The organism is Halomonas sp. SCS19, assembly GCF_040147015.1.
GTDB lineage: Bacteria > Pseudomonadota > Gammaproteobacteria > Pseudomonadales > Halomonadaceae > Halomonas > Halomonas litopenaei.
Map to the genome: position 1 here is coordinate 3012434 of NZ_JAMSHN010000001.1, position 23745 is coordinate 3036178.

Here is a 23745-nt window from a genome sequence, read left to right on the forward strand (position 1 = left end):
CCTTGGGTGTGGCTGTGTCGCAAGGCACAGCGGTACTGACGGTGTCGCGATCACGGATGGTGATCGGCGTCGATGCACAGTGACAGTGGGCGCGGAAGTTGAAGTAGCGGCATATGATGCTGCGGCCAGTGGAGTTACGAGCACAGCGGGTCAGTCGTTTCTTCCTGGTTCCTGCCCGGTTTCAAGGGCGTCCACGCGAAAGCGCAGGGCGCCCTTGTCGTTTTCGGCGCGAAAACGCACGTTGAAACCTCTCAGGCTGACACCGTACTGGCGATCGTCGTCACTGCCCTTGCTGCGATAGGCGGGGCGCGGGTCCTGGGCGAGGACCTGGGCGATCAAGCGACGCAAGGAACCATCGTTGTCGCTGCTGGAAAGCACCGCTTCGGCCTCGGCCGAGAACACCACCGGATGCTGCGTCGGCGCTTCAGGTGCAAAACCGGTACGGGCGTCGGGGCGACTCTCGGCCCAGGGCAGGTAGGGCTTGATATCCACCACTGGTGTGCCGTCGACCAGATCGGCGCTCTTGAGCACCAGGCTGACGCCGTCGCGCGTATCGATGTCGATCAACTCCACCAGCGAGAGCCCGAGACGGTTGGGGCGGTGGGTGCTGCGGCTGGCAAATACGCCTATTCGTGCATTTCCTCCCAGTCGAGGCGGACGGACCATCGCTTTCCAGTGGGGCGGACTAAGGTGAAAGATGAAGGTCAGCCACAGGTGGCTGAACCCCTCCAGCCCACGCACGGCCATGGGATCGGCGAAGTCGCCCTCCAGCACCAGACGCGCTCTGGCATCTTCTGCAAGCCCTGGCTGACGGGGTACGCCGAACTTGTCCGGGAAGTCGCTGCGTATGGTGCCGATGGGCGTCAGGGTATAGAGGTCGTCGGGCATGATCTGGTGAGGCTCTGATGTCGATGCTTTGATGTGGATGCTTTTACGTCGATGCTTTGATGTCGAAACTCTGATGACGCAGGAAGTGGGTCAGGGGTGACCTGAATGACTCCAGCAACGTGCTTGCAGGTATCGTGACATGACAAAGCTCCAGTTGGGCATGAAACAGCGTCGCCGGGCATCAGGGTGGTCAGGAGTGTTGGATCGAGCCCGTTATCTGATTAGGCTTGGCGAACCTCGACGCGCCGGATTATCCGTCTCCAGTCCTGCAGGAGTTCCCTACATGTCCGAACCCAGAATGTCGCAAGCCATGCCGGTCGAGCGACGTTCCCGTATTCACTATCGTGAGGCCCTCGCCAAGGATGGCTCGGATCAAGCCGAAGTGTTCTATCACGCCGTCATGATGGGGGCCAGTCGCCACTACAGTCTGGCCCAGCGTCAGGCCTGGGCTTCGGCGCTGCCCAGGGACGGTTCCGCCTGGCGTGCTCGTCAGGCATTGTTTACTACCCTGGTGGCCGAGTGTGACGGTCGCTGCGTCGGCTTTGTCGAGTTGGACCCCGGTCGCGCGCGCGTCGAGACGCTCTATGTGTGGCCCTCGCTGACCGGCCAGGGCATCGGCGGCCGCTTGCTGTCGCTTGCCGAGGAGCGCCTGAGAAACGCCGGCGCCCGGCGGATGATCATCGAAGCCAGCCTGATGCTGGCAGAGCCACTGCTCGACGCCGGCTGGGAATCCCACGGTGAAGAGTGGGTCGAGCGCGCCGGAGAGCTGCTGCCACGGCTATGCATGAGCAAGCCGTTGGAGTGACCCCGGCTGGACGTTGGAGTGCCCCCGCTGGACGCTGGAGAGCCCCCGCTGGACGCTGGAGAGCCCCCACGCTGGACGCTGGAGAGCCCCCCCGCTGGAGTGACCCCGCTGGAGAGCCCCCCCGCTGGAGTGACCCCGCTGGAGAGCCCCTTGAGAGTAATCTCCAAGAGTAACTCCGAGAGTGCCCTTCAAGAACAGCCCCCAGGCATGGGCCAGGGTCCAGGCCGGGGGAGCGCTTCTCGAAACGGACAGGGCGTCAGCCTGCCGGGCCTTCCTCGACCATGCGCATGGACAGGTCGATGGCCTTCACGTCCTTGGTCAGTGCGCCGCTCGAGATGCAGTCGACACCTGTCTGGGCGATGGCTTTCAGCGTCGTCTCGTCGACATTGCCGGACGCCTCCAGCGTCGCCTGGCCTGCGACGCGGCGCACCGCTTCTCGCATGTCATCCAGTGAGAAGTTGTCGAGCATGATCACGTCGGCGCCGGCGGCCAGCGCCTGATCCAGTTCCTCGAAGGTCTCGACTTCCACCTCCACCGTCAGGTCACGCGCGATGCTGCGGGCCTCCTTCACGGCGCCGGCGATGCCGCCGCAGGCCGAGATATGGTTTTCCTTGATCAGGAAGGCGTCGTAGAGGCCGATCCGATGGTTGCAGCCACCGCCACAGGCCACCGCATACTTCTGGGCGATACGCAGACCTGGCAACGTCTTGCGGGTGTCGAGCAGCCGCACACCGGTGCCCTCGAGCAGGTCGACGTAGTGGCGGGTGCGCGTGGCGGTGGCCGACAGCGTCTGCAGCAGGTTGAGAGCCGCGCGCTCGCCGGTCAGCAGGCTGCGTGCGGGGCCTGCCAGTTCGAGAAAGGGCTCGTCTGGCGTCAGTCGATCGCCGTCCGCGGCATGCCAGGTCAGAGCGACCCGGGGATCGAGGCGGCGGAACAGCTCGTCGACCCAGGCCACGCCGCAGAGTATCGCCGGCTCGCGGCTGATGACGCGGGCCTTGCCCAGATGCTTTTCGGGAATCAGTTGGGCGGTGATGTCCACCGGACCGACGTCCTCGGCCAGCAGGCGAGCGGCACTGTTGCGGATGTCTTCGGCAAGGGCGTCCTGAAAGTGCATGGGTATCTCTGTATTGCGGCGCGTGGAGCCGACATTATAGGGGCACTAGCACCTCGACGTCAGTGGGCGAGGTGACGATCCCATATTCAGACAATGGAGACACCAGCATGCAGTGTCACGACGGGTGGCTCGACGGGGCCAGGCGAGCGCCTTCGCCCAACGTCAATGAACGACCCGAACGAGAAATATCGGCGGTGGTGGTGCATTCCATCAGTCTGCCGCCGGGTCAATTCGGCGGCGAGCACATCGAGGAACTGTTCACCAACCGTCTGGATCCCGAGGCCCACCCTTACTTCGCGAGTATCGCCGGACTCAAGGTCTCGGCGCATCTGTTGATCCGTCGCGACGGAGAGTGTGTTCAGTTTGCGCCCTTCGAGGCGAGGGCCTGGCACGCGGGACGCTCCAGCTGGTTCGATGGCCATTGCCTGCGCCGCGAGCTCAACGACTTCTCGATCGGGATCGAGCTCGAAGGGGACGAGGTGTCGCCCTATCGAGACGCCCAGTACCGTGCCCTGGCCCAGGTGCTGCACGCGCTGTTTGACGCCTACCCCGAGATCACCCCCCAACGACTGACCAGTCACGCGCGAATCGCTCCCCTGCGAAAGACCGATCCCGGCCCCTCCTTCGACTGGGCGTACCTGCGGCGCTGTTTGCAGCACCGCTAGATGAAGATGCCATGCATCGTTTCGGCATAGCGCGAGCCATCACCTTCAGGTCAAACGGTAGTTTGTTTACAAGTGGCTGACTTGAGGCGCTTAAGTCATACCCCCTTTGGGTTAAGCCATTGTGTTGCAGTGCAATATGAGGTAATTGAAAAATATTTCCATAGCTGCTTCAATTGGCAGTGCAGGGCGTTTGAGGTATCTTCTTGCCCAATCGTGCTCGTTTGGCACGGACATTCTAGTAATATTACTACATGCCTGACGCTGCGAGGCGGGCGGGGAATCACCCCCTCTATCCCGCTCGCTCATTGGCCTCGATCGTGGGGCAATGGACCCCCATCGTCATTCGGAGAGACGTTCTATGAGTCTTGGTTCAAGAGAAGATCTCGATCCGGTCGAAACCCAGGAATGGTTGGATTCCCTGGAGTCTGTTCTGGATCGTGAGGGCGAGGATCGTGCCCGGTACCTGATGACGCGGCTCGCCGACCGTTATCGCCAGGACGGCATGCAGGTGCCCTTCTCGGTCACCACCCCGCATCGCAACACCATTCCGGTGCACTGCGAGGCCCCGATGCCTGGCGATCTGTTCATGGAGCGTCGTATTCGCTCGGTGATCCGCTACAACGCCATCGCTCAGGTCATTCGCAACAACAAGGCGAAGCCGGGACTGGGTGGCCACATCGCCAGCTTCATGTCCTCCGCGACTCTCTACGACGTGGGCTTCAACCATTTCTTCCGTGCCCCCAACGGCGACTTCGAAGGCGACCTGATCTACATCCAGGGTCACGTGGCACCGGGCATCTACGCCCGCGCCTACCTCGAGGGCCGGCTGACCGAAGAGCAGATGGACAGCTACCGCCAGGAAGTCGATGGCAACGGCCTGTCATCCTACCCGCACCCGTGGCTGATGCCGGAGTTCTGGCAGTTCCCGACGGTTTCCATGGGTCTGGGCCCGATCCAGGCGATCTACCAGGCCCACGTCATGAAGTACCTGCACTCCCGCGAGCTGCACGACATGCAGGATCGCAAGATCTGGTGCTTCATGGGCGACGGTGAGTGTGACGAGCCGGAATCTCTCGGCGCCATCCACCTGGCCAGCCGCGAGAAGCTCGACAATCTGATCTTTGTTATCAACTGCAACCTGCAGCGTCTCGATGGCCCGGTGCGCGGCAACTCCCGCATCATCGACGAGCTCGAGGGTGTCTTCCGCGGTGCCGGCTGGAACGTGCTCAAGGTCGTCTGGGGTCGTCACTGGGACCCGCTCTTCGAGAAGGACAAGAAGGGCATGCTGCAGAAGCGCATGGACGAGGCGGTCGACGGCGACTACCAGAACTACAAGGCCAACGGCGGTGCCTACACCCGTGAGCACTTCTTCGGCAAGTACCCGGAGACCGCCGACCTGGTCAAGGACATGTCCGACGAGGACATCTGGAAGCTCAATCGCGGTGGCCACGATCCGTTCAAGGTCTACGCGGCGTACCACGAGGCGACCACCAAACCCAATGGTCGCCCCACCGTGATCCTGGCGCATACCGTCAAGGGCTACGGCATGGGTGGCGGCGACGGCGAGGCGGCCAACGAGGCGCACCAGGTCAAGACCATGGAGTACGAGGCGCTCAAGCGCTTCCGTGATCGCTTCGGCATTCCGATCTCCGACGACCAGCTCAAGGAAGTGCCGTACTACAAGCCGGACGACGATTCGCCCGAAATGAAGTACATGCACTATCAGCGCGAACAGCTAGGCGGCTATCTGCCGAGCCGTCGCAATGACTTCGAGGCGCTCGAGATTCCCGGCCTCGATGACAAGACCTTCGCCTCCCAGACCGGCGGCTCCAAGGGCCGCGAAGTGTCCACCACCATGGCCTTCGTGCGGATCCTCAATGGCCTGGTCAAGGACAAGAAGATCGGCAAGCGGGTGGTCCCGATCATCCCCGACGAGGCGCGCACCTTCGGTATGGAGGGCATGTTCCGTCAGCTCGGTATCTACACCTCCGAAGGCCAGAAGTACGAGCCGGTCGACAAGGGCCAGATCATGTTCTACCGCGAGGATCAGAAGGGTCAGATCCTCGAGGAAGGCATCACCGAGGCCGGCGCCATGTCTGCCTGGATTGCCGCGGCCACCTCGTACTCGAACAACAACACCACTCTGCTGCCGTTCTACATCTACTACTCGATGTTCGGCTTCCAGCGGATCGGTGATCTGGCCTGGGCCGCCGGTGACATGCAGGCTCGCGGCTTCCTGTGCGGTGGTACCGCCGGTCGTACCACGCTCAACGGCGAGGGTCTCCAGCACCAGGACGGTCACAGCCTGCTGCAGGCAGCGATGATCCCGAACTGCCGCACCTATGACCCGACCTACGGGCATGAAGTCGCGGTCATCGTGCAGGATGGTCTGAAGCGGATGTTCTCCGACAAGGAAAACTGCTTCTACTACCTGACCCTGATGAACGAGAACTACGAGCACCCCGAGCTCGAGGAGATTCCCGCCGAGGACATCATCAAGGGCATGTACCTGCTGCGCGAGACCAAGGGCAAGAAGGGCCACGTCCAGCTGCTGGGCTCCGGTACCATCCTGCGCGAGGTCGAGGCTGCCGCCGAGATACTGGCCGAAGAGTGGGGTGTGGGCTCCGACATCTGGAGCGTGACCAGCTTCAATGAGCTGCGTCGCGAGGCCCTGGGGCTCGATCGTCAGGCCTTCATCAACCCGGATGCGGACCCCGAGAAGCCTCACGTTACCAAGTGTCTGGAAGGGCGCAAGGGACCGGCGATCGCCTCGACCGACTACATGAAGCTGTACGCCGACCAGGTCCGCGCCTGGGTGCCGACCGACTATCATGTACTGGGCACCGACGGCTATGGTCGCTCCGACACCCGCGAAGCGCTTCGCCGGTTCTTCGAGGTCGACCGCTACTACGTCACCGTGGCGGCGCTCAAGGCGCTGGCCGATCGTGACGAGATCGACCGCAAGGTCGTGGCCGAGGCACTCAAGAAGTACGACATCGACCCGAACAAGCCCAACCCGCTCGAGGTGTAAGGCATCGGTTGGACTGTCCGGTGGCATGGCGGGCCGGTGGCCCGCCTCCGTCAAGAGTTTGAAGGAGCGCGACCTTGAGTAGCGAAATCATCAAAGTGCCCGATATCGGTGGTGACACCGATGTGGAAATCATCGAAGTCGCGGTGTCCGAAGGTGACGTGATCGAGCCGGAAGACACCCTGATTACCCTGGAATCCGACAAGGCCAGCATGGACGTGCCGGCGCCCAAGGGCGGCAAGGTCCTCAAGGTTCTGGTCAAGGAAGGCGACACCGTCTCGGAAGGCGATGACATCGTCGAGATCGAGGCCGAAGGTGGTGGCGACGCCGACGAGGATGCTGACGCCGACGCCGATTCGGCTGAAGAGTCGCAGGCCGATTCCGGCGGCGACGAGCAGGAAGCGCCCAAGTCCGACGACAAGCCGGCACCGAAGAAGAAGAGCGGCGGTGGCAGCAAGACCGTCGAGATCAAGGTGCCGGACCTGGGTGGCTCCAGCGACGTCGAGATCATCGAGGTGGCGGTGTCCGAAGGCGACGAGGTCGGCGAGGAAGACACCCTGATCACCCTGGAGTCCGACAAGGCCTCCATGGACGTGCCGAGCCCCCACGCCGGCAAGTTGGTCAGCCTGAACGTCAAGGAAGGGGATACCGTCTCCGAAGGTGACGTCATCGGCTCCATGGAAGTCGCCGGTGAAGGCGATGATGGCGATGACGACTCTGCCGATGAGTCTGCCGATGATAGTGCAGCCGAGTCCGCCGAAAGCGCGTCGGAAGAGCAGGAAGAGGACGATTCCGACGACGAGGCCGCCGAAGGTGGTCGTCAGGAGGTTCGTGTCCCCGACCTGTCCGGTTCCAGCGACGTGCCGATCATCGAGATGGCCGTCAGCGAAGGTGACGAGGTGGACGTCGAGGACGCCCTGATCACCCTGGAGTCCGACAAGGCCTCCATGGACGTGCCGAGTCCGTTCAAGGGCAAGGTGGTGGAGCTGTCGGTGAAGGAAGGCGACAGTGTCTCCGAGGGTGACCTGATCGGCTACATCGAGGTCGCCGGCGCGGCGCCCAAGAAGAAGGCGCCGAAGAAGGACGCTCCCAAGAAGGACGCCCCGAAAAAGGATGCCCCGAAGAAGGACGCGCCCAAGCAGCAGGCGGCGTCCGGTCAGGGCTCTGCGGTGGCCGACAAGCCGCGTGATGCCAAGAGCGTCCACGCCGGCCCTGCGGTGCGCATGCTGGCCCGCGAACTGGGTGTCGACCTGGCCCTGGTGAAGCCCTCCGGTCCCAAGGACCGAGTGCTCAAGGAAGACGTGCAGAACTACGTCAAGCAGGCCATGGCCAACCAGGGCAAGGGCAAGAGCGACGCCGCTGCGGCACCTGCTGCCGGGGGCTCTGGCATTCCGCCGATCCCGGATCAGGACTTCAGCCAGTTCGGCGAGATCGAAGAGAAGCAGATGGGCCGCCTGATGAAGATGGGCGCCAACAATCTGCATCGCAGCTGGGTCAATATTCCCCACGTCACGCAGTTCGACGAGGCGGACATCACCGAGCTCGAGGCCTTCCGCAAGTCGATGAAGGCCGAGGCGGAAGCCCAGGGCGCCAAGCTGACTCCGCTGCCGTTCCTGATCAAGGCGTGCGCCTATGCCTTGAACAAGTACCCGCAGTTTAACGTCAGCCTCAAGGCCGACGGCGAGACCGTGGTGCAGAAGAAGTACGTGCACATCGGTATTGCCGTGGACACGCCCGATGGCCTGATGGTGCCGGTGATCCGCGATGCCGACAAGAAGTCGCTGATCGACCTGGCCAAGGAGTCGGTGGAGCTGGCCAAGAAGGCTCAGTCGAAGAAGCTCAAGCGTGACGAGATGACCGGTGGTTGCTTCACCATCTCGAGCCTGGGCTCCATCGGCGGGACCGCCTTCACGCCCATCGTGAACCCGCCGGAGGTGGCGATCCTCGGGGTTTCCAAGGCGTCGATGAAGCCGGTGTGGAATGGCGCGGACTTCCAGCCGCGACTGATGATGCCGCTGTCGCTGTCCTATGACCACCGTGCCGTCAACGGCGCCGATGCCGCGCGCTTCACCGCGTTGCTGGGACAGTTGTTGACCGACGTGCGTCGCCTTCTGCTGTAATTCAGGCCGAATGCGAGAACAGAACGGCGCCGCAAGGCGCCGTTTCTCGTCCTGCCGTCAGCTCTGACAGCGTGCCATGTGGATGTGCCAGGCCGGGCGAATCGTGACGCTTCTATGACTCCTGACCAAAGTGCAATCTAGATGCCAGCAGCTTGATGTTAAACGCTTTTTCTGCAGGTTTTCGGTGAGTTGCGAGTAACCTCAGGTTGTGTCGCCAAGACGGCACGGGTATTGTTCGCTTAACCCATTCTTCACCCCGACTTTTCGCTTTCTCGAAGGAGTTCCAACGATGCGCTTGATCCTCTTGGGTGCCCCGGGTGCCGGCAAGGGCACCCAGGCCCAATTCATCTGTGAGCGCTACGATATCCCACAGATTTCCACTGGTGACATGCTGCGTGCAGCGGTCAAGGAAGGCAGTGAACTGGGCCTCAAGGTGAAGGAAATCATGACCACCGGTGGCCTGGTCTCCGATGACATCATCATCGCCCTGGTCAAGGAACGCATCACCCAGCCTGACTGCGCCAACGGTTTCCTGTTTGACGGCTTCCCGCGCACCATTCCCCAGGCCGATGCCATGAAGGAAGGTGGCGTCAAGATCGATCACGTGCTCGAGATCGCCGTGGCCGACGAGGAAATCGTCAATCGTTTGGCGGGTCGTCGGGTCCACCCGGCGTCCGGCCGCGTCTACCACGTCGACCACAATCCGCCCAAGGAAGACGGCAAGGATGATGTGACCGGCGAGGCGCTGGTTCAGCGTGATGATGATCGCGAGAATACCGTTCGCAATCGTCTGTCGGTCTACCACGAGCAGACCGAGCCGCTGGTGGGCTACTACCAGCAATGGGCCCAGCAGGCGCCTGAGGATGCCCCGCGCTATCATCGCGTGGAAGGCGTGGGGAGTGTCGATGACATCACCCGTCAGGTGCGCGAGGCCCTCGAAGGCTGATCTACCGCACCACGCTTGCTGCATTCGACTCACGGCTCGCCCCAAGGCGGGCCGTGAGTCGTTTATAATGTGCCGGATTCACTACCAGGATGAGCCTGACATGACCTTGATTGTGGCCCTCGATGCCTCCTCGAGCGCCTGCTCCGCGGCCCTGCTGCGTCGCCAGGAGGGTAGCCCGGACGAGGTGATAGCGCGTTTTGCGCAGACCCCGCGAGAGCATACCCGTCGTCTGTTGCCGATGGTCGACGAAGTGCTGGCCGAGGCCGGGGTGGCGGCCAGCGAACTGGACGCCGTGGCCTACGGGCGCGGACCAGGCTCCTTCACTGGCTTGCGGATTGCCGCGGGTGTGGCCCAGGGGCTGGCCTACGGACTGGACCGCCCGCTGGTCGGTGTATCGACGCTGGAGGCACTGGCGCTGGGCGGCCACCTGCGCCATCGCTATCGTTACATGGTCACCGCGCTGGACGCCCGCATGGGCGAATTCTACGTCGGTGCCTGGCGGGTCGAGGACGGGCGGCCGTTGGCACTGATGGACGAAGCGGTGCTGCCGCCCGAACGGCTGGTGCTGCCCCGCGAGCATGAAGACCATGATTGGGTGGGACTGGGGTCTGGCTGGGCGCTGTGGGATCAGATGCCCGCCGAGATCCAGGCCAGTCTCAATCTGACCGTGACCGATGCCGACCCTGCCGCCGAGGACATGGTGCGGCTGGCCGTCGAGGTCTTTGTCGCAGGCGATGCCCAGCGCCCCCATGACGCCCAGCCCGTCTATCTGCGCGATCAGGTGGCCTGGAAGAAGGCCGAGCGAAAGGCGCGTTCGTGAGTGTTCGCCTGAGCCCTGACATGGCGCTGCCTTTCGTTATGGACAGCGATCCCGAGGCGGCGCTGGCGCTGGAATGGGATGACCAGGGTCGGCTGGTGCTGGTCGGTGACGAGGCCCGCTATGGCAAGCCGCTGTGGGTGGACTTCGTCGGTGGGCGAGCCGGCCACCGACGGCGTTTCGGCGGCGGGCGCGGTCAACTGGTGGCTCGGGCCTGTGGTCTTGCCAAGGGCGTCACCCCGAGCATCATCGATGCCACCGCGGGTCTAGGCCGTGACGCCTTCGTGCTGGCGAGCCTGGGCGCCGAGGTGCTGCTGATCGAGCGGGTAGCCGCGATTGCGGCCCTGCTGGATGACGGACTCCGGCGTGCCCGGGAGGATAGCGACACTCAGGAAGCGGCGGCGCACATGCACCTTGCCCATGGCGACAGCAGTCGTGAGCTTGGCGACATCGTGGCAGCGGCCGGGGTAGCCCCGGAGGTGATCCACCTGGACCCGATGTTCCCCCACCGCGACAAGTCGGCCCTGGTCAAGAAGGAGATGCGGCTGTTTCGCGAGTTGGCGGGGGACGATGACGATGCACCGCGGCTATTGGAAGCGGCGCTGGACGTCGCCAGCCACCGCGTGGTGGTCAAGCGTCCGCGCAAGGCGCCTGCCATAGCAGGCCCCGAGCCGAGGCATCGACTCGAGGAGAAGACCAGCCGCTACGACATCTACGTGCACCGCTCGCTCAAGGCTGAGCGCTGACCTCCGAGGGAGTCTCGACGGCCTCCTCGCGGTGACGGCTGATCAACGCCAGCCGCCGTCGCAGCGAGGCGTCGAGCAGGCGTGAGGCCCGCTGGGCCGCGCGCTTGAGGCACTCGTCGAACTGCAGCCGGTCCTGCTCGAGCCACACCCAGCCTTCCTGTTCCAGGGTATCGATCAGGGTCTCGAACAGCTTGGGGTCGAAGAACTCCGGTGCCTCGCGACCGCTGAGCAGTCCAAGGCGCTCCGACAGCGCACGCGAGCGCTCCTTCAGGGTGGCCCGGTCCAGTGCCCCCGATCCGGATCGCAGCAGCACCTCGATCAGCAGGGCGTTGCGCTCCAGCGATGGCTGGATCATGCGGCCGATCAGCTCGAGGCGTTCTCGGCCTTCGAGGCTTTCCACCGGCGTAAAGCCTTCGCCATGGCGCTCCAGCAGCCCCAGGTCCACCTGGACGGCAAGAATGGCCGCGAGGCGTTCTTTCATGTCCGCGCTTTCATCGACACAGAACTCCCGGGCCAGCGGTGGCCAAAGCGGCGTCAACAGGTCGCAGAGTTCGTGGAGGCTGCGTTGGTGGCGGCTGCGAAAGGCGAAGGCGACCAGCGCCGGCAGGGCGAACAGGTGCAGCACGTTGTTGCGATACCAGGCCAGCAGCGCCGCCTGCTCGGGCGTGGCGCTGACGATGTCGCCAAGGCTATGGGCGTGGCGCTCGACCATGTCCAGGTCCACCGCCCTGGCGATGCAGGCTTCCGGAGACTCGTCGGGCAGGCTGGGTCTTTCGCCGCAGGCGGGGCTGTCGGCCAGGCGACAGAGCAGGGCAAGCTGGTCGGTCAGGGTGGCGTACTCCAGGGCGCGGTGCGGGGACGAGAGTAGCGCGAGGCCTGTCAGGTTGATGGCATTCAGCGCCGCCACCCGATTGATGCGCCGGGTCAGGGATCTGCCAAGCGTGGTGACCGTCGGCGCCAGCCAGTCGGGGCGCGGCGATTCGTCGTCTCGCCAGCCAGGGGCGTGGCTGTCGAGAAAGCCCCCGATGGGCAGCGGCTCGCCGATATTGACCGATACCCGGCCGTAGGGCTCGCGCAGACGTCCGAGCACACGCAGCAGGTCCAGCGGGGATTCCTTGCGCTTCTTGCCTCCGCCCAGTTCGCGCTGGTAGCTGGAGTTCTCGAGAATGCGCTCGTAGCCGATATAGACCGGAACAAAGACCATCGGCCGCTCGTCGACCCGCTGGCAGCGCAGGAAGGAGCGCAGTGTCATCGCCAGCATGCCGGGACGAGGCGTGAGCATGCGACCGCTGCGGGAACGACCGCCTTCGATGAAGTACTCCATCGGATAGCCCCGGGCCAGCAGGCGGTGCAGGTATTCGTTGAACACCGCGCCGTACAGGCGGTTGTCACGAAAGCTGCGACGCAGGAAGAAGGCGCCACCACGTCTCAGCAAAGGGCCGATCAACGGCATGTCAAGGTTGCGTCCTGCGGCGATGTGGGGCGGCATCAAGCCTTCGCGGTAGAGCACGTAGGACAGCAGCAGGTAGTCGATATGGCTGCGGTGGCAGGGCACGTAGATCAGGGTGTGATCCTCGGCCAGGGCCTTGACCTCTTCCAGACCATTGACGTCGACGCCGTCGTAGAGCCGGTTCCACAGCCGCTTCAAGGCGCCGGCCAGAAAGCGCAGCACCGGATAGGTCATGTTGGCGGCGATCTCGTGGCCATAGCGTCTGGCGCGTCGCTTGAGTCGTTTGCGTGAGCTGGCCTTCTCTGCCAGTTGGTCGATCTCCCGACGCACCTCGTCGCTTGCCACCACTCCCTGGATCATCGTGCTGCGGTGCGACAGGTCTGGCCCCAGTACCCGCGTACGCACCCGGCGAAAGTGTACCCGCAACAGCCTTGCCGCCTTGCGGTTGGTGCGTGGGGCGTCACCGTCATGCAGTTCTTCGAGGTGCAGCGGGGCGCCGAACTGGATTTCCACGTCGCGGCCGTTGACCAGCACCGACAGCGCTCGCCGCAGTCGTCCGGTCAGGCGCCAGCTGTCCGCTGCCAGCAGATGCCAGAGACCGAAGTCCTTGCCCGGGGCTCGCCCCCAGAACACACTGACGGGCACCAGCTGTATCCGGGTGTCGCTGGTGATCAGCTCGGTGAAGGGCGCGACACCGGTGGCTTGGCCCGGCCACAGCCGGAATCGGCGTGCCGGCAGCGCCACGCAGCGCGGCAGGTTGCTGTCGGGCAGCGCCAACCGGCCACGCGCCGGGGGCAGGCCATGACGTTGGCAGTAGCTGTCCAGCAGCAGGGCGTCGCTCAGCGAGGGGCGCGGTAGCACATAGAGCGTCGGCAGCTGCGGATCCAGCGCCAGTTTATCCGGCGTCGGTTCCGCCAGCCGAACCTCGGTCCACAGTTCGATGAGTCGGCGCAGCGGTGCGCGAAGCATGCCAGGCATAGCAATTCCGTTGTTCGGGGCAGTAGGCGAGGACCGTCTGCGGGCCATCCATGTCGTGCCGTCAGTATAACGATCGGGTAGGGTGGCGCCATGATCTGCTTGATATCCGCTTGATGTAACACCGCCAGGGAGACGTGCAGCATGACCACCGCGTGGCGACAGCATAATCGCGTCGATCTATTGCCGGAGGCCGATCGCTTCCTGCCGGCGCTGTTCGAGGCGGTGGCCGAGGCCCGTCAAAGCGTGCTGATCGAACTTTATCTGATGGAGTCCGGCGAACTGGCCGACCGCGTCATCGAGGCGCTGGTGGCCGCATCGCAGCGCGGCGTCGCCGTCTATCTACTGTTGGACGGTTTCGGCGCCATGGGGCTTTCAGGCCAGGATAGAGAACGCCTGATCGCATCCGGCGTGTGGTTGCGGGACTTCAACCCGCTGGGCTGGCACTCGCTGGGACGCAACGTCAGTCGTGATCATCGCAAGCTGGTGGTGGTGGATCAGCGACTGGCCTTTACCGGGGGCTTTGGCGCCGTCGATGAGTTCCTGGCGGCCTGGTTCGAGGTGGCCGTTCGTGTCGAGGGCCCGGTGGTGGACGACTGGGTGGCGCTGTTTGCCCAGGTGTGGAACTCGCCGCTGACCAGAGGCGCCCCGCAGGCGCCGGCGCTGCCGTCGTCGAGTGGCGAGAGGCGCCATGACCCTGGAGTCAGGGCGCGGGTGATCTGGGGGCGGGGGTACCGCTTTCAGGCCATTCGCCACTCACTGCAGGAACGAATCGCCCGCGCCGAACGGCGCCTGTGGCTGTGTACGCCCTACTTTGTGCCCACCCTGGGGCTGAGGCTCAGGCTGCAGCGCGCGGCGCGCAAGGGCCGTGACGTGCGCCTGCTGCTGCCAGGACGGGACCACGACCATCCCGGTATCCGCTACGCCGGGCAACGCTTCTACTCTCGGTTGCTGCGAGCAGGGGTGCGCATCTACGAGTTCCAGCCAAGCTTCATCCACGCCAAGTTCGTGGTCGCCGATGACTGGGTCAGCCTGGGGTCCTGCAATTTCGACCACTGGAGCCTGCAGTGGAACCTCGAGGCCAATCAGGAGGTCGAGGACGCCGTCCTGGCCGACGAGGTCGCGGCGCTGTTCGAGCGCAATTTCGCGGCGAGTCGGGAGATCACCCGGGAAAGCTGGGCGCGCCGCTCCTGGTGGGCCAGGATCAGGACCTGGCTGTACGGCACCCTTGATGGCTGGCTGACCCGCTTGCGCTGAGGCGCCGGCTATCGCTTGCTCCGGTGCTGACCAGCGCCTGGCCTGTGACTCGCTATCGCTTGCCCTGTTATTCGCTATCGCTTGGCCTGCAACTCGCTAGCGCTTGCCCTTGGGGCCTTTGGCCTGGGGGCTGCCCTGGCCGCCCTTGCTCTTGTTGCCATGGCTCTTGTTGCCAGGGCCCTTGTTGCCATGACCCTTGTGGCCTGCCTTGCCACCCCTGCCGCCGGCTGGCGCCTTGCCGCGGGGCTTGGGCTTGGGGGTGTCCGGCGGTACCCGGAAGTGCAGGTACAGATCCAGCACCAGTTCCGGCAATTGACCGACCAGGCGCTCGAGTCGCTCGCCTTCCCCGGCCAGATCGGCCATGTCGGGCTCGTCGGCGAACAGTCCCGACAGCGCCATGAAGGGCAACAGCAGTGTGGCCACGGTTTCTTCATCGCCCTCGAACCAGGCGGCCTCGTCGAGGAAGACGCCTTCCATGAAGCCGGCACACCAGTCGCCGATGGGCGTCTCTTCCGCCGCCATGCCGTCCAGCGTCAGCTCGAAGGGCAGCTCGGGAAGACCGCCGCCTTCCAGCACGCCGATAGCGTTGGTCCTGAGCTGCTCGAGCAGGCCCAGGATGATCTCCCTTTCCTGGTCGCTTTCGAACTCGGGGGTGCCGTGGAACAGCTCCGCGACCCAGGCGGCAGCCTCGACATCCCGTGGTGCCACCGCCAGCGCGACCAGGAAGCCGTGGGCGCCGATCAGGTCCAGCGCATCGGGGCCGGCGCGCTCCTCGAGAAAGTCATCGAGCAGGTCCAGAGCGTCGTCTTCGAGCAAGGGGAGGGGGAGCGGCGTTTCGGCGTCGGACATGGGGCGCTCACTTGGCGAGGGGATGACTGGACGGTGGTCTTTACCGTCCCCGTTCGAGGCGGCATTCTAGCACTCCTTTACCTACTCTGACTGCGTCATGACCTCGACCCGGCCATCAATTCGCCCGCGCGCTCGCGGTGACTCTCCCACCCCGGTGTTGCCCGACGTCGACGACGCCTGGCTTCAGTCACTCGACGTCGCCGCTCTGCGCCAGGCGCTGATGGCAAGAGTCGCGGAGGCGGTGGCGCTATGTCGTGACTATCATCCTGGGCTGCCGGAGCCGAAGGTGTGGTGCGATCTGCGCGGCAAGGGCGCAGGGCAGGCCCACTTCGGTCGCGGCGGACTGCGCTTCAATGGCCAGCTGCTGGAAGAGAACCGCCACGCCTTCTTCACCGAGGTGGTGCCCCACGAGGTGGCCCACTGGCTGGTCTGGCACCTGGAAGATGGGCCTACCTTTCGCCCCCATGGCAGGGAGTGGCAGACCGTCATGCTCAGGCTGTTCGGCTTGGCCCCCCGGGTCACCCATCGCTTCGATACCGCCCGCTCGAGCCCTGTCCCGTATCGCTATCGCTGCGCCTGTCGCGAGCACGGATTCTCGGCACGGCGTCACGCCAACGCCCAGGCCGGTCAGGAGTATCGCTGCCGGCACTGTCGCGGCCGACTGTGCCTGGTTGGGAAGAAGTGCTGAAATTTGCGCTTAAGCTATTGTTATAAAATAAAAAAATAGTCATACCAATGTCTAAGGGGAAACCCTGGCCTGGCGACGTTATGCTGGCTGTCAGGTTATTCGCGCCGGTCGGTCTCTCTTATTCAGGCGGCTGGCTCTTCACTTCGATGGGTATCCAAGGACAGAGCACCATGAGCGATCATCAGCACGTCTATCCGGTTTCCGATGCGTTTGCCAAGACCGCCTGGGCCGACAAGGCCACCTACGACAAGCTCTATCGGCAGTCGGTGGAAGATCCCGAGGGCTTCTGGAAGGAGCAGGCCGCACGCCTTGACTGGATCAAGCCGCCGCAGACCATCAAGTCGGTATCCTTCGCCAGCGACAATGTCGACATCCGCTGGTTCGAGGACGGCACCCTCAACGTGGCGGCCAACTGCCTGGATCGCCACCTCGACAAGCGTGGCGACAAGCCGGCGATCATCTGGGAAGGGGACGATCCGAACGAGTCTTCGGTGATCACCTACCGCGAGCTGTACGAGCGTACCTGCCAGTTGGCCAACGCCCTGAAGTCCATGGGGATCGGCAAGGGTGACACCGTGACCCTGTACATGCCGATGATCCCGGAAGCCGCCATGGCCATGCTGGCCTGCGCCCGTATCGGTGCGGTGCACTCGGTGGTGTTCGGCGGCTTTTCTCCCGACGCACTGGCCCAGCGGGTCAAGGACGCTGCCTCACGGGTCATCATCACCGCCGACCAGTCCGTACGCGGTGGCAAGCAGGTACCGCTGAAGGACAACGTCGACGCCGCCCTGACCCGTGATGGCACCGACGTGGCCGAGAAGGTGCTGGTGGTCAAGCGTACCGGCGGTGACATCGAATGGCACGAGGGACGTGACGTCTGGTACCACGACGCAGTGGCCGACCAGGACACCGACTGCCCCGCCGAAGAGATGGGCGCCGAGGATCCGCTGTTCATCCTGTATACCTCCGGCTCCACCGGCACCCCCAAGGGGCTCAAGCACACCACCGGCGGCTACCTGACCTACGCCAGCCTCACCCACCAGTACGTGTTCGACTATCACGAGGACGAGGTCTACTGGTGCACCGCGGACGTGGGCTGGGTCACCGGCCACAGCTACATCGTCTATGGGCCCCTGGCCAACGGTGCGGTGACCCTGATGTTCGAGGGGGTACCGAGCTATCCGACCCACGGCCGGATGGGCGAGATCGTCGACAAGCACAAGGTCAATATTCTCTACACCGCCCCCACCGCGGTGCGCGCCCTGATGGCCCACGGCGACAAGGTGATGGACTCCAGCTCGCGGGATAGCCTGCGCCTGCTTGGCTCGGTGGGCGAGCCGATCAACCCCGAGGCCTGGGAGTGGTTCTACCGGGTGATCGGCAACAGCAAATGCCCGATCGTCGATACCTGGTGGCAGACCGAGACCGGCGGCATCATGATCACCCCGTTGCCCGGTGCCATCGACCAGAAGCCGGGCTCCGCGACCCTGCCGTTCTTCGGGGTGCAGCCGGCGCTGGTGGACAACGAAGGCAAGCGCCTCGAGGGCGCCACCGACGGCAACCTGGTCATCCTCGATTCCTGGCCGGGACAGGCGCGCTCCATCTGGAACAATCACGAGCGCTTCATCCAGACCTACTTCTCCACCTACGAGGGGACTTACTTCACCGGTGACGGCTGTCGCCGTGACGAGGACGGCTACTACTGGATCACCGGCCGGGTGGACGACGTCCTCAACGTGTCCGGTCACCGCATGGGCACCGCCGAGATCGAGTCCTCGCTGGTGGCGCACTCTGCCGTGGCCGAGGCCGCCGTGGTGGGCTTCCCCCATGACATCAAGGGGCAGGGTATCTATATCTACGTGACCCTCAACGACGAGGCCGAACCCACCGACGAGCTCAAGAAGGAACTGACCCAGTGGGTGCGCAAGGACATCGGCCCGATCGCCTCGCCGGATCATATCCAGTGGGCACCGGGACTGCCCAAGACCCGCTCGGGCAAGATCATGCGCCGGATTCTGCGCAAGATTGCCGCCAATGAGTGCGATGGCCTCGGTGACACCAGTACCCTGGCCGATCCCTCGGTGGTCGAGGATCTGATCGAGCACCGCGCCGCCAAGTAAGGCTCATGGCGTAACAGCAGGTCCCGCGGGCCGGCTGCCGGAAACTTCCGGCGCCGGCCCGTTTTTGCATAGTGATGGAGGCCGCAGAGTCGGCACCACGGGTAGCCGTTGAGGATGCTTGCGTCAGGGCGCTTGGGAAAGCCGGCAACCATGGGGTAACATGCTGTGCAAACAAGCGTCTTGCGTTGCGGCGTCCAGGCCTGACACGCTGCATCGGAATCCGGAGGAGAGTCCATGGCCTTTGCCCAGAAATTCATCGTAGCCGATGATCATCCGCTGTTCCGTGCCGCCCTGACGCAGGCGCTTCGCCAGCTCGCGCCCCAGGCCGAAATCATCGAGGCCGACACCATGGAGGCCACCTCGGACGTGGTCATTCGCCACCCCGACGCGGACCTGATCCTGCTCGATCTGCACATGCCTGGAGCCCACGGCTTCTCCGGGCTGATCCAGCTGCGTGGTCAGACCCCGGATGTGCCGGTGGCGGTGGTATCCGGCAGCGATGAAGTGCACGTGGTACGCCGCGCCATCGACTACGGTGCCTCGGGGTTCATTCCCAAGTCCTCGTCGCTGGCGTTGATCGCCGAGGCGGTGGGCGAGATCCTCGACGGTGAAGTGTGGCTGCCGGAAGAGATGGCCGACGCCCTGGGTGAGGCCAACGAGGAAGAGGCGCGCTTTGCCGAGGCCATCGCCTCGCTGACGCCTCAGCAGTTCCGCGTACTCAACATGTTGACCGAAGGCCTGCTCAACAAGCAGATCGCCTACGAGCTGAACGTCTCCGAGGCCACCATCAAGGCCCACGTGACCGCCATTCTCAGAAAGCTGGGCGTGCACTCGCGCACCCAGGCGGTGATCGCGGCCCAGAAGCTCGAGGTCGAGCCACCCAAGGTCGAATCCTGACGCGGTTGCTTGCGCATCGACGACACCCCGCCCAGGCGGGGTGTCGTGGTTCTGGGGCTTGCGACACCACCGCCAGCGGGGGCCCAGTCCTATGCTGGCGCCGGCCCTGGTGGCAGCCAGCCGGTGTTCATTCGACGTCGTCCGGCAGCACCAGCCGGTCATGGCGGCCCATCAGAAAATCCTGATTCATTGCCAGCGCCTCGCGCAGGAAGTCCCACAGCAGACGCACCCGGGCAAGCTGGCGCTGCTCCTGCCGGGCGGTGATCCAGAACTGACGCACCACCGATACTTCATCCTCCAGCAGCGGCATCAGCCCGTCTCGTCCCGCCGTCATGAAGCACGGCAGAATGCCCAGGCCTGCGCCGCTCTCGGTGGCCATCATCTGGGTCGTCACGCTGGTGCTGCGAAGCGCAAAGTGGGTCTGCTGCGCCTGTTGCACCTGCGGCGACAGCAACGGATCCAGGTAGTTGAGCTGCTCGCTGAACAACAGGTCGTCCACGTAGCCGATCAGCGGATGTGTGCCCAGCTGGGCAAGCTGCTGCGGTGCCCCGTGGCGCTCGACGTAGTGCCTCGCCGCGTAGAGCTTGAGCCGGTAGTCGCACAGTCGCGAGGTGACCAGGCCGGGGTTGCCCGGTCGTTCGATGGTGATCGCCAGGTCTGCCTCATGGCGGCTGAGATTGACCACGCGAGGCAGCGCCAGCAGGTCCAGGGTGAGGCCGGGATGACGCCGGCAGAAGGCGCTGAGCAGCGGGGCCACCACCCAGGTCCCGAAGCCTTCGGTCACGCCAAGTCGGATCTGGCCCTCCAGGCGCAGGTTCTGATCGGTCAGACTGTCGGCGGCCTCGTCGGCGTGTCGGGCCATCTGTTCCGCGTGGCTCTTCAGACGTTCGCCGGCGGGAGTCAGGCGGTAGCCATGGGTGCTGCGTTCGAACAACTGGGTGTTGAGTCGCTGTTCGAAGCGGCGGGTTCGCCGCGACAGGGTCGAGTGGTCAACGCCCAGCCGTCGGGCGGCGTCGGACAGGCGGGCATGCCTGGCCACCTCGAGAAAGACCTGAAGGTCCTGCCAATCGAGCAAAATCACCTCCGCTGAGCGACGACGTCGTGGACTTCGATGTGTTTGTGGTTGTGCATCAGTGCACAAGCAATGTGCCTGGCTGGCCGTTGTTTGGCCATCCTACCTGTGTCTAGACTGGTCAGCATGGATAGCCGTGCCGTGGTGCACACCGCCACAGCGATCAAGGCGGCTGCTGGCATGGCAGTACGCCCAGTCCATCTCTTACGACGCCACGCTCATGCACAACGACAACAGCCGGAGCACGCCCATGTCAGTCCGCGAAATTCCCATGATCATCGATGGCCAGGCCGTCCCCTCGCAGTCCAGCGAATGGCGCGATGTGATCAATCCGGCGACCCAGCAAGTGGTCGCGCGGGTGCCGTTCTGTACCCTGGAGGAGGTCGACCGGGCCGTTGCCAGCGCCCATCAGGCCTTTGCCACCTGGCGCAAGGTGCCGCTGGCCAAGCGCATGCGCATCATGCTCAAGCTGCAGGCGCTGATTCGCGAGCATACCCCGGAGCTTGCCGCCCTGATCACCGAGGAGCACGGCAAGACCCTGCCCGACGCTGAAGGTGAAGTCGGTCGTGGTCTCGAGGTGGTCGAACACGCCTGCTCGATCACCTCGCTGCAACTGGGGGAGCTGGCCGAGAACGCCGCCAACGAGGTGGACGTCTACACCCTCAACCAGCCGCTGGGGGTAGGTGCCGGCATCACCGCCTTCAACTTCCCCATCATGTTGCCCTGCTTCATGTTCCCGCTGGCCATTGCCACCGGCAACACCTTCGTGCTGAAGCCCTCCGAACAGGACCCGAGCTCCACCCTGCGCCTGGTGGAACTGGCGCTCGAGGCCGGTGTCCCCGCCGGTGTCCTCAACGTGGTGCATGGCGGCCCTGATGTCGCCAATCACCTGTGCGAGCACCCGGATATCAAGGCCATGTCGTTTATCGGGTCCACCCATGTCGGCACCCAGCTTTATCGCCGTGCCAGCGAGTCCGGCAAGCGCGCTCAAGCCATGATGGGCGCCAAGAACCACTGTGTGGTGATGCCTGACGCCAACCGCTCTCAGGCCATCAACAACCTGCTGGGGTCGGCCTTCGGCGCCGCCGGCCAGCGCTGCATGGCCAACTCGGTGGTGGTGCTGGTCGGCCAGGCCCGGGAGTGGCTCGAGGATATCGTCGAGGGGGCTCGCAACATGAAGGTGGGGCCGGGCACCGACCGCGAGGCGGATCTCGGGCCTCTGGTGTCACCGGCGGCCAAGGATCGTGTCGAAGGCTTGATCGCCAAGGGCGAACAGGAAGGCGCCCGGCTGCTGGTCGACGGACGTGGCTGCCAGGTCGAGGGCTACCCCGACGGCAACTTCGTCGGCCCGACCCTGTTCGCCGGCGTGACGGCGGACATGAGCATCTATCGTGAAGAGGTGTTCGGTCCGGTGCTGTGCGTGGTCGAGGTGGACACGCTGGACGAGGCCATTGCCTTCGTCAACGCCAACCCCAACGGCAATGGTACTTCCATCTTCACCAATTCCGGCTGGGTGGCGCGTCGCTTCGAGAGCGATATCGATGTCGGTCAGGTGGGCATCAATGTGCCGATCCCGGTGCCGGTGGCCTACTTCAGCTTTACCGGCTCGCGCGCCTCCAAGCTGGGCGACCTTGGCCCCAATGGCAAGCAGGCCATCAGCTTCTGGACCCAGACCAAGACGGTGACCGCGCGTTGGTTCGAGCCGGAGAACGTCTCCAGCGGCATCAACAGCACGATTTCGCTGAGCTGATCCAGGGCTGAGCAAAAGTGGCAGCGGGGCGCAACGTCCTGTCTGCCTGGAGTTCTCGGGCCTGACCCGGCTGCAGGCTGCGATGCCCCCATCAAGGGGGCATCGTCGTTTTCGGCAGCGGCGACCCGGCATTCGATCAAAGTACCAGAGCGCAATATTGACCTTTACGTTAACGTCAATGAGTTGCCTGCCCCTTCTTCCATGCCCACGTCAGCCCGGAGCCCCCATGAGCCCCTCGATCAGCCCATCTCTCAGCCGCTTTCCCGTCCCCGAATCTCTCGACGATCTGCCCGATGATATCCGAGACAGCATCCTGGCGGTTCAGGAGAAGGCGGGCTTCGTGCCCAATGTCTTCTTGATGCTGGCCCACAGACCGCCGGAGTTTCGCGCCTTCTTCGCCTATCATGATGCGCTGATGGAGCGTGAGTCCGATAGCCTGATCAAGGCCGAGAAGGAGATGATCGTGGTCGCCACCAGCGCCCGCAACCACTGCCTCTACTGCGTGGTGGCCCATGGTGCGCTGGTCAGGATCTACAGCAAGGATCCTCTGCTCGCCGATCAGGTGGCGGTCAACCATCGCAGTGCAGGCTTGAGCGAGCGACATCGCGTCATGCTGGACTTCGCGCTGCACTGCGCAATCGATCTGGGCGAGCTGACCGATGAGTGGGAGCAACGTCTGCAGGCGGTGGGGTTCAGCCGCGACGATATCTGGGATATCGGTGCGATCTGCGCCTTCTTTGGGCTGTCCAACCGTCTGGTGACCTTGACCGGGACGCCACCCAACCCGGAATTCTATTTGATGGGCAGGGTGCCCAGAGACGCCTGAACTCAGCCCATCAGCTTCGACAGTGGTTGCTCTGCCAGATCGGCAAGCCAGTGGGTGAGGGCGGAGCGCTGGGCCGCATGTAGGACCAGGCCCACGGTGTCATCGCTGTCGGCGGGGGAGTCATCGTGGGGCAGGCTGACGGCGAAGTCGCCTTCTTCCAGGTGGAACTCGTGAATCTCGCGCAGGCCTACCGGGGTCTCGCAGCGAATCGAGCGGTAGCTGTCGTCTTCGCCATAGATGAGGCGATGGCAGACCTTGTAGCGTGTGTAGAGCGAGAGTCCGCCGGGGAAGGCCGGCCACTTCGCCGGGTGAAGGCGAATATCGCTATCCAGCCCCATGGCATTGGCCTCGGCGCTGGACAACGCCTCTTCCAGGGCCGGGGCGAGCAGTGGGCGTGACTGGGTGTGTGGTGCGGCGTTGATGAGGTCATGGGGGCGGTGGATGTCGGCGTCCCGGAAGTTCAGGGTGTGCTGTTCGCAGTCGCCGTTTTCCCAGCCATCGAGCAGTCGTAACGTCAGTCGGCCCTGGCGCATCGGCGCGAAGACCAGCAGATTGAGGGCCAGCAGTAGATGCAGGCGTCGCTCGCTGGTCTGGTTGTCGAAGGCGGTATAGGGCGAACTGAATAGCCGATGCAGGCGACCGGGCGCGTGTTCCTTGGCTTCATGGTAGGACATGGGGCATTTTCCTCGAGACCGTACGACAACCAGCACATGCCACCATCAGGACCTGGTC

The 23745-nt window shown here is 64.2% G+C and carries 19 protein-coding genes; 13 read left to right on the top strand and 6 right to left on the bottom strand.

Annotation, left to right across the window (positions count from 1 at the left end):
- Positions 1-150: 150 nt before the first annotated feature.
- Positions 151-888: a tRNA (N6-threonylcarbamoyladenosine(37)-N6)-methyltransferase TrmO gene (tsaA, locus tag NFH97_RS13145; protein ID WP_349624924.1), complete on the bottom strand. Its 738-nt coding sequence runs from the start codon at positions 886-888 to the stop codon at positions 151-153.
- A 283-nt stretch (positions 889-1171) separates the two neighbouring features.
- On the opposite strand from tsaA, the gene NFH97_RS13150 reads away from it, so the two are divergent.
- Positions 1172-1693 carry a GNAT family N-acetyltransferase gene (locus tag NFH97_RS13150; RefSeq protein WP_045992833.1) on the top strand — a complete coding sequence of 174 codons (522 nt, stop codon included), beginning with the start codon at positions 1172-1174 and terminating at the stop codon, positions 1691-1693.
- Positions 1694-1949: 256 nt separating this feature from the next.
- Here NFH97_RS13150 and nadC read toward each other — a convergent pair whose 3' ends face one another.
- Positions 1950-2807 (bottom strand): carboxylating nicotinate-nucleotide diphosphorylase, encoded by an 858-nt coding sequence (nadC, locus tag NFH97_RS13155; RefSeq protein ID WP_045992832.1) that lies wholly within the window; start codon positions 2805-2807, stop codon positions 1950-1952.
- A 107-nt stretch (positions 2808-2914) separates the two neighbouring features.
- Here nadC and ampD point away from each other — a divergent pair, with 107 nt between their 5' ends.
- The 6 genes from ampD to NFH97_RS13185 all read left to right on the top strand — a co-directional run bounded on the left by ampD (position 2915) and on the right by NFH97_RS13185 (position 11129).
- Positions 2915-3472 carry a 1,6-anhydro-N-acetylmuramyl-L-alanine amidase AmpD gene (gene ampD / locus NFH97_RS13160; RefSeq protein ID WP_045992831.1) on the top strand — a complete coding sequence of 186 codons (558 nt, stop codon included), beginning with the start codon at positions 2915-2917 and terminating at the stop codon, positions 3470-3472.
- Between the two features lie 358 nt (positions 3473-3830).
- On the top strand, positions 3831-6503 hold the full coding sequence (gene aceE / locus NFH97_RS13165; RefSeq protein ID WP_045992830.1) for a pyruvate dehydrogenase (acetyl-transferring), homodimeric type: 2673 nt from the start codon (positions 3831-3833) through the stop codon (positions 6501-6503).
- 74 nt (positions 6504-6577) lie between these two features.
- Positions 6578-8620 carry a pyruvate dehydrogenase complex dihydrolipoyllysine-residue acetyltransferase gene (gene aceF / locus NFH97_RS13170; protein ID WP_349624925.1) on the top strand — a complete coding sequence of 681 codons (2043 nt, stop codon included), beginning with the start codon at positions 6578-6580 and terminating at the stop codon, positions 8618-8620.
- A gap of 289 nt (positions 8621-8909) precedes the next feature.
- Positions 8910-9566, top strand: coding sequence for an adenylate kinase (adk, locus tag NFH97_RS13175; RefSeq protein ID WP_222516010.1), 657 nt, complete (start codon positions 8910-8912; stop codon positions 9564-9566).
- Between the two features lie 100 nt (positions 9567-9666).
- On the top strand, positions 9667-10386 hold the full coding sequence (gene tsaB, locus NFH97_RS13180) for a tRNA (adenosine(37)-N6)-threonylcarbamoyltransferase complex dimerization subunit type 1 TsaB (protein WP_349624926.1): 720 nt from the start codon (positions 9667-9669) through the stop codon (positions 10384-10386).
- Between the two features lie 38 nt (positions 10387-10424).
- Positions 10425-11129: a class I SAM-dependent methyltransferase gene (locus NFH97_RS13185; protein ID WP_349625503.1), complete on the top strand. Its 705-nt coding sequence runs from the start codon at positions 10425-10427 to the stop codon at positions 11127-11129.
- Here NFH97_RS13185 and plsB read toward each other — a convergent pair.
- Positions 11113-13557, bottom strand: a complete 2445-nt coding sequence (gene plsB / locus NFH97_RS13190) for a glycerol-3-phosphate 1-O-acyltransferase PlsB (protein WP_349624927.1) — start codon at positions 13555-13557, stop codon at positions 11113-11115. The two genes, NFH97_RS13185 and plsB, sit on opposite strands and share 17 nt — an antisense overlap.
- Before the next feature lie 141 nt (positions 13558-13698).
- Between plsB and NFH97_RS13195 the strand changes: the two genes are divergently transcribed.
- The gene (locus NFH97_RS13195; RefSeq protein WP_222516008.1) at positions 13699-14811 is read left to right on the top strand and encodes a phospholipase D-like domain-containing protein; all 1113 of its coding nucleotides are present in this window, start codon (positions 13699-13701) and stop codon (positions 14809-14811) included.
- 96 nt (positions 14812-14907) lie between these two features.
- Here NFH97_RS13195 and NFH97_RS13200 read toward each other — a convergent pair whose 3' ends face one another.
- The gene (locus tag NFH97_RS13200) at positions 14908-15660 is read right to left on the bottom strand and encodes a YecA/YgfB family protein (RefSeq protein ID WP_349624928.1); all 753 of its coding nucleotides are present in this window, start codon (positions 15658-15660) and stop codon (positions 14908-14910) included.
- A gap of 97 nt (positions 15661-15757) precedes the next feature.
- Here NFH97_RS13200 and NFH97_RS13205 point away from each other — a divergent pair, with 97 nt between their 5' ends.
- From NFH97_RS13205 to NFH97_RS13215, 3 genes are all read left to right on the top strand, one after another.
- Entirely contained in the window at positions 15758-16348 is a 591-nt protein-coding gene (locus NFH97_RS13205) for a SprT family zinc-dependent metalloprotease (protein ID WP_349624929.1), read from the top strand.
- A 170-nt stretch (positions 16349-16518) separates the two neighbouring features.
- Positions 16519-18468, top strand: coding sequence for an acetate--CoA ligase (acs, locus tag NFH97_RS13210; RefSeq protein WP_222570072.1), 1950 nt, complete (start codon positions 16519-16521; stop codon positions 18466-18468).
- Between the two features lie 234 nt (positions 18469-18702).
- Positions 18703-19365 carry a LuxR C-terminal-related transcriptional regulator gene (locus NFH97_RS13215; RefSeq protein WP_045992823.1) on the top strand — a complete coding sequence of 221 codons (663 nt, stop codon included), beginning with the start codon at positions 18703-18705 and terminating at the stop codon, positions 19363-19365.
- A gap of 127 nt (positions 19366-19492) precedes the next feature.
- Here the strand turns inward: NFH97_RS13215 and NFH97_RS13220 are convergent, their stop codons facing one another.
- Positions 19493-20440 (bottom strand): LysR family transcriptional regulator, encoded by a 948-nt coding sequence (locus tag NFH97_RS13220; protein ID WP_108448215.1) that lies wholly within the window; start codon positions 20438-20440, stop codon positions 19493-19495.
- Between the two features lie 247 nt (positions 20441-20687).
- Here NFH97_RS13220 and NFH97_RS13225 point away from each other — a divergent pair, with 247 nt between their 5' ends.
- On the top strand, positions 20688-22187 hold the full coding sequence (locus NFH97_RS13225; RefSeq protein ID WP_349624930.1) for a CoA-acylating methylmalonate-semialdehyde dehydrogenase: 1500 nt from the start codon (positions 20688-20690) through the stop codon (positions 22185-22187).
- A 226-nt stretch (positions 22188-22413) separates the two neighbouring features.
- Complete coding sequence (locus tag NFH97_RS13230) at positions 22414-23013, top strand: peroxidase-related enzyme (protein WP_502878692.1); 600 nt, start codon at positions 22414-22416, stop codon at positions 23011-23013.
- 2 nt (positions 23014-23015) lie between these two features.
- Here the strand turns inward: NFH97_RS13230 and NFH97_RS13235 are convergent, their stop codons facing one another.
- Positions 23016-23687 (bottom strand): hypothetical protein, encoded by a 672-nt coding sequence (locus NFH97_RS13235; protein ID WP_306168907.1) that lies wholly within the window; start codon positions 23685-23687, stop codon positions 23016-23018.
- Positions 23688-23745 lie beyond the last annotated feature (58 nt).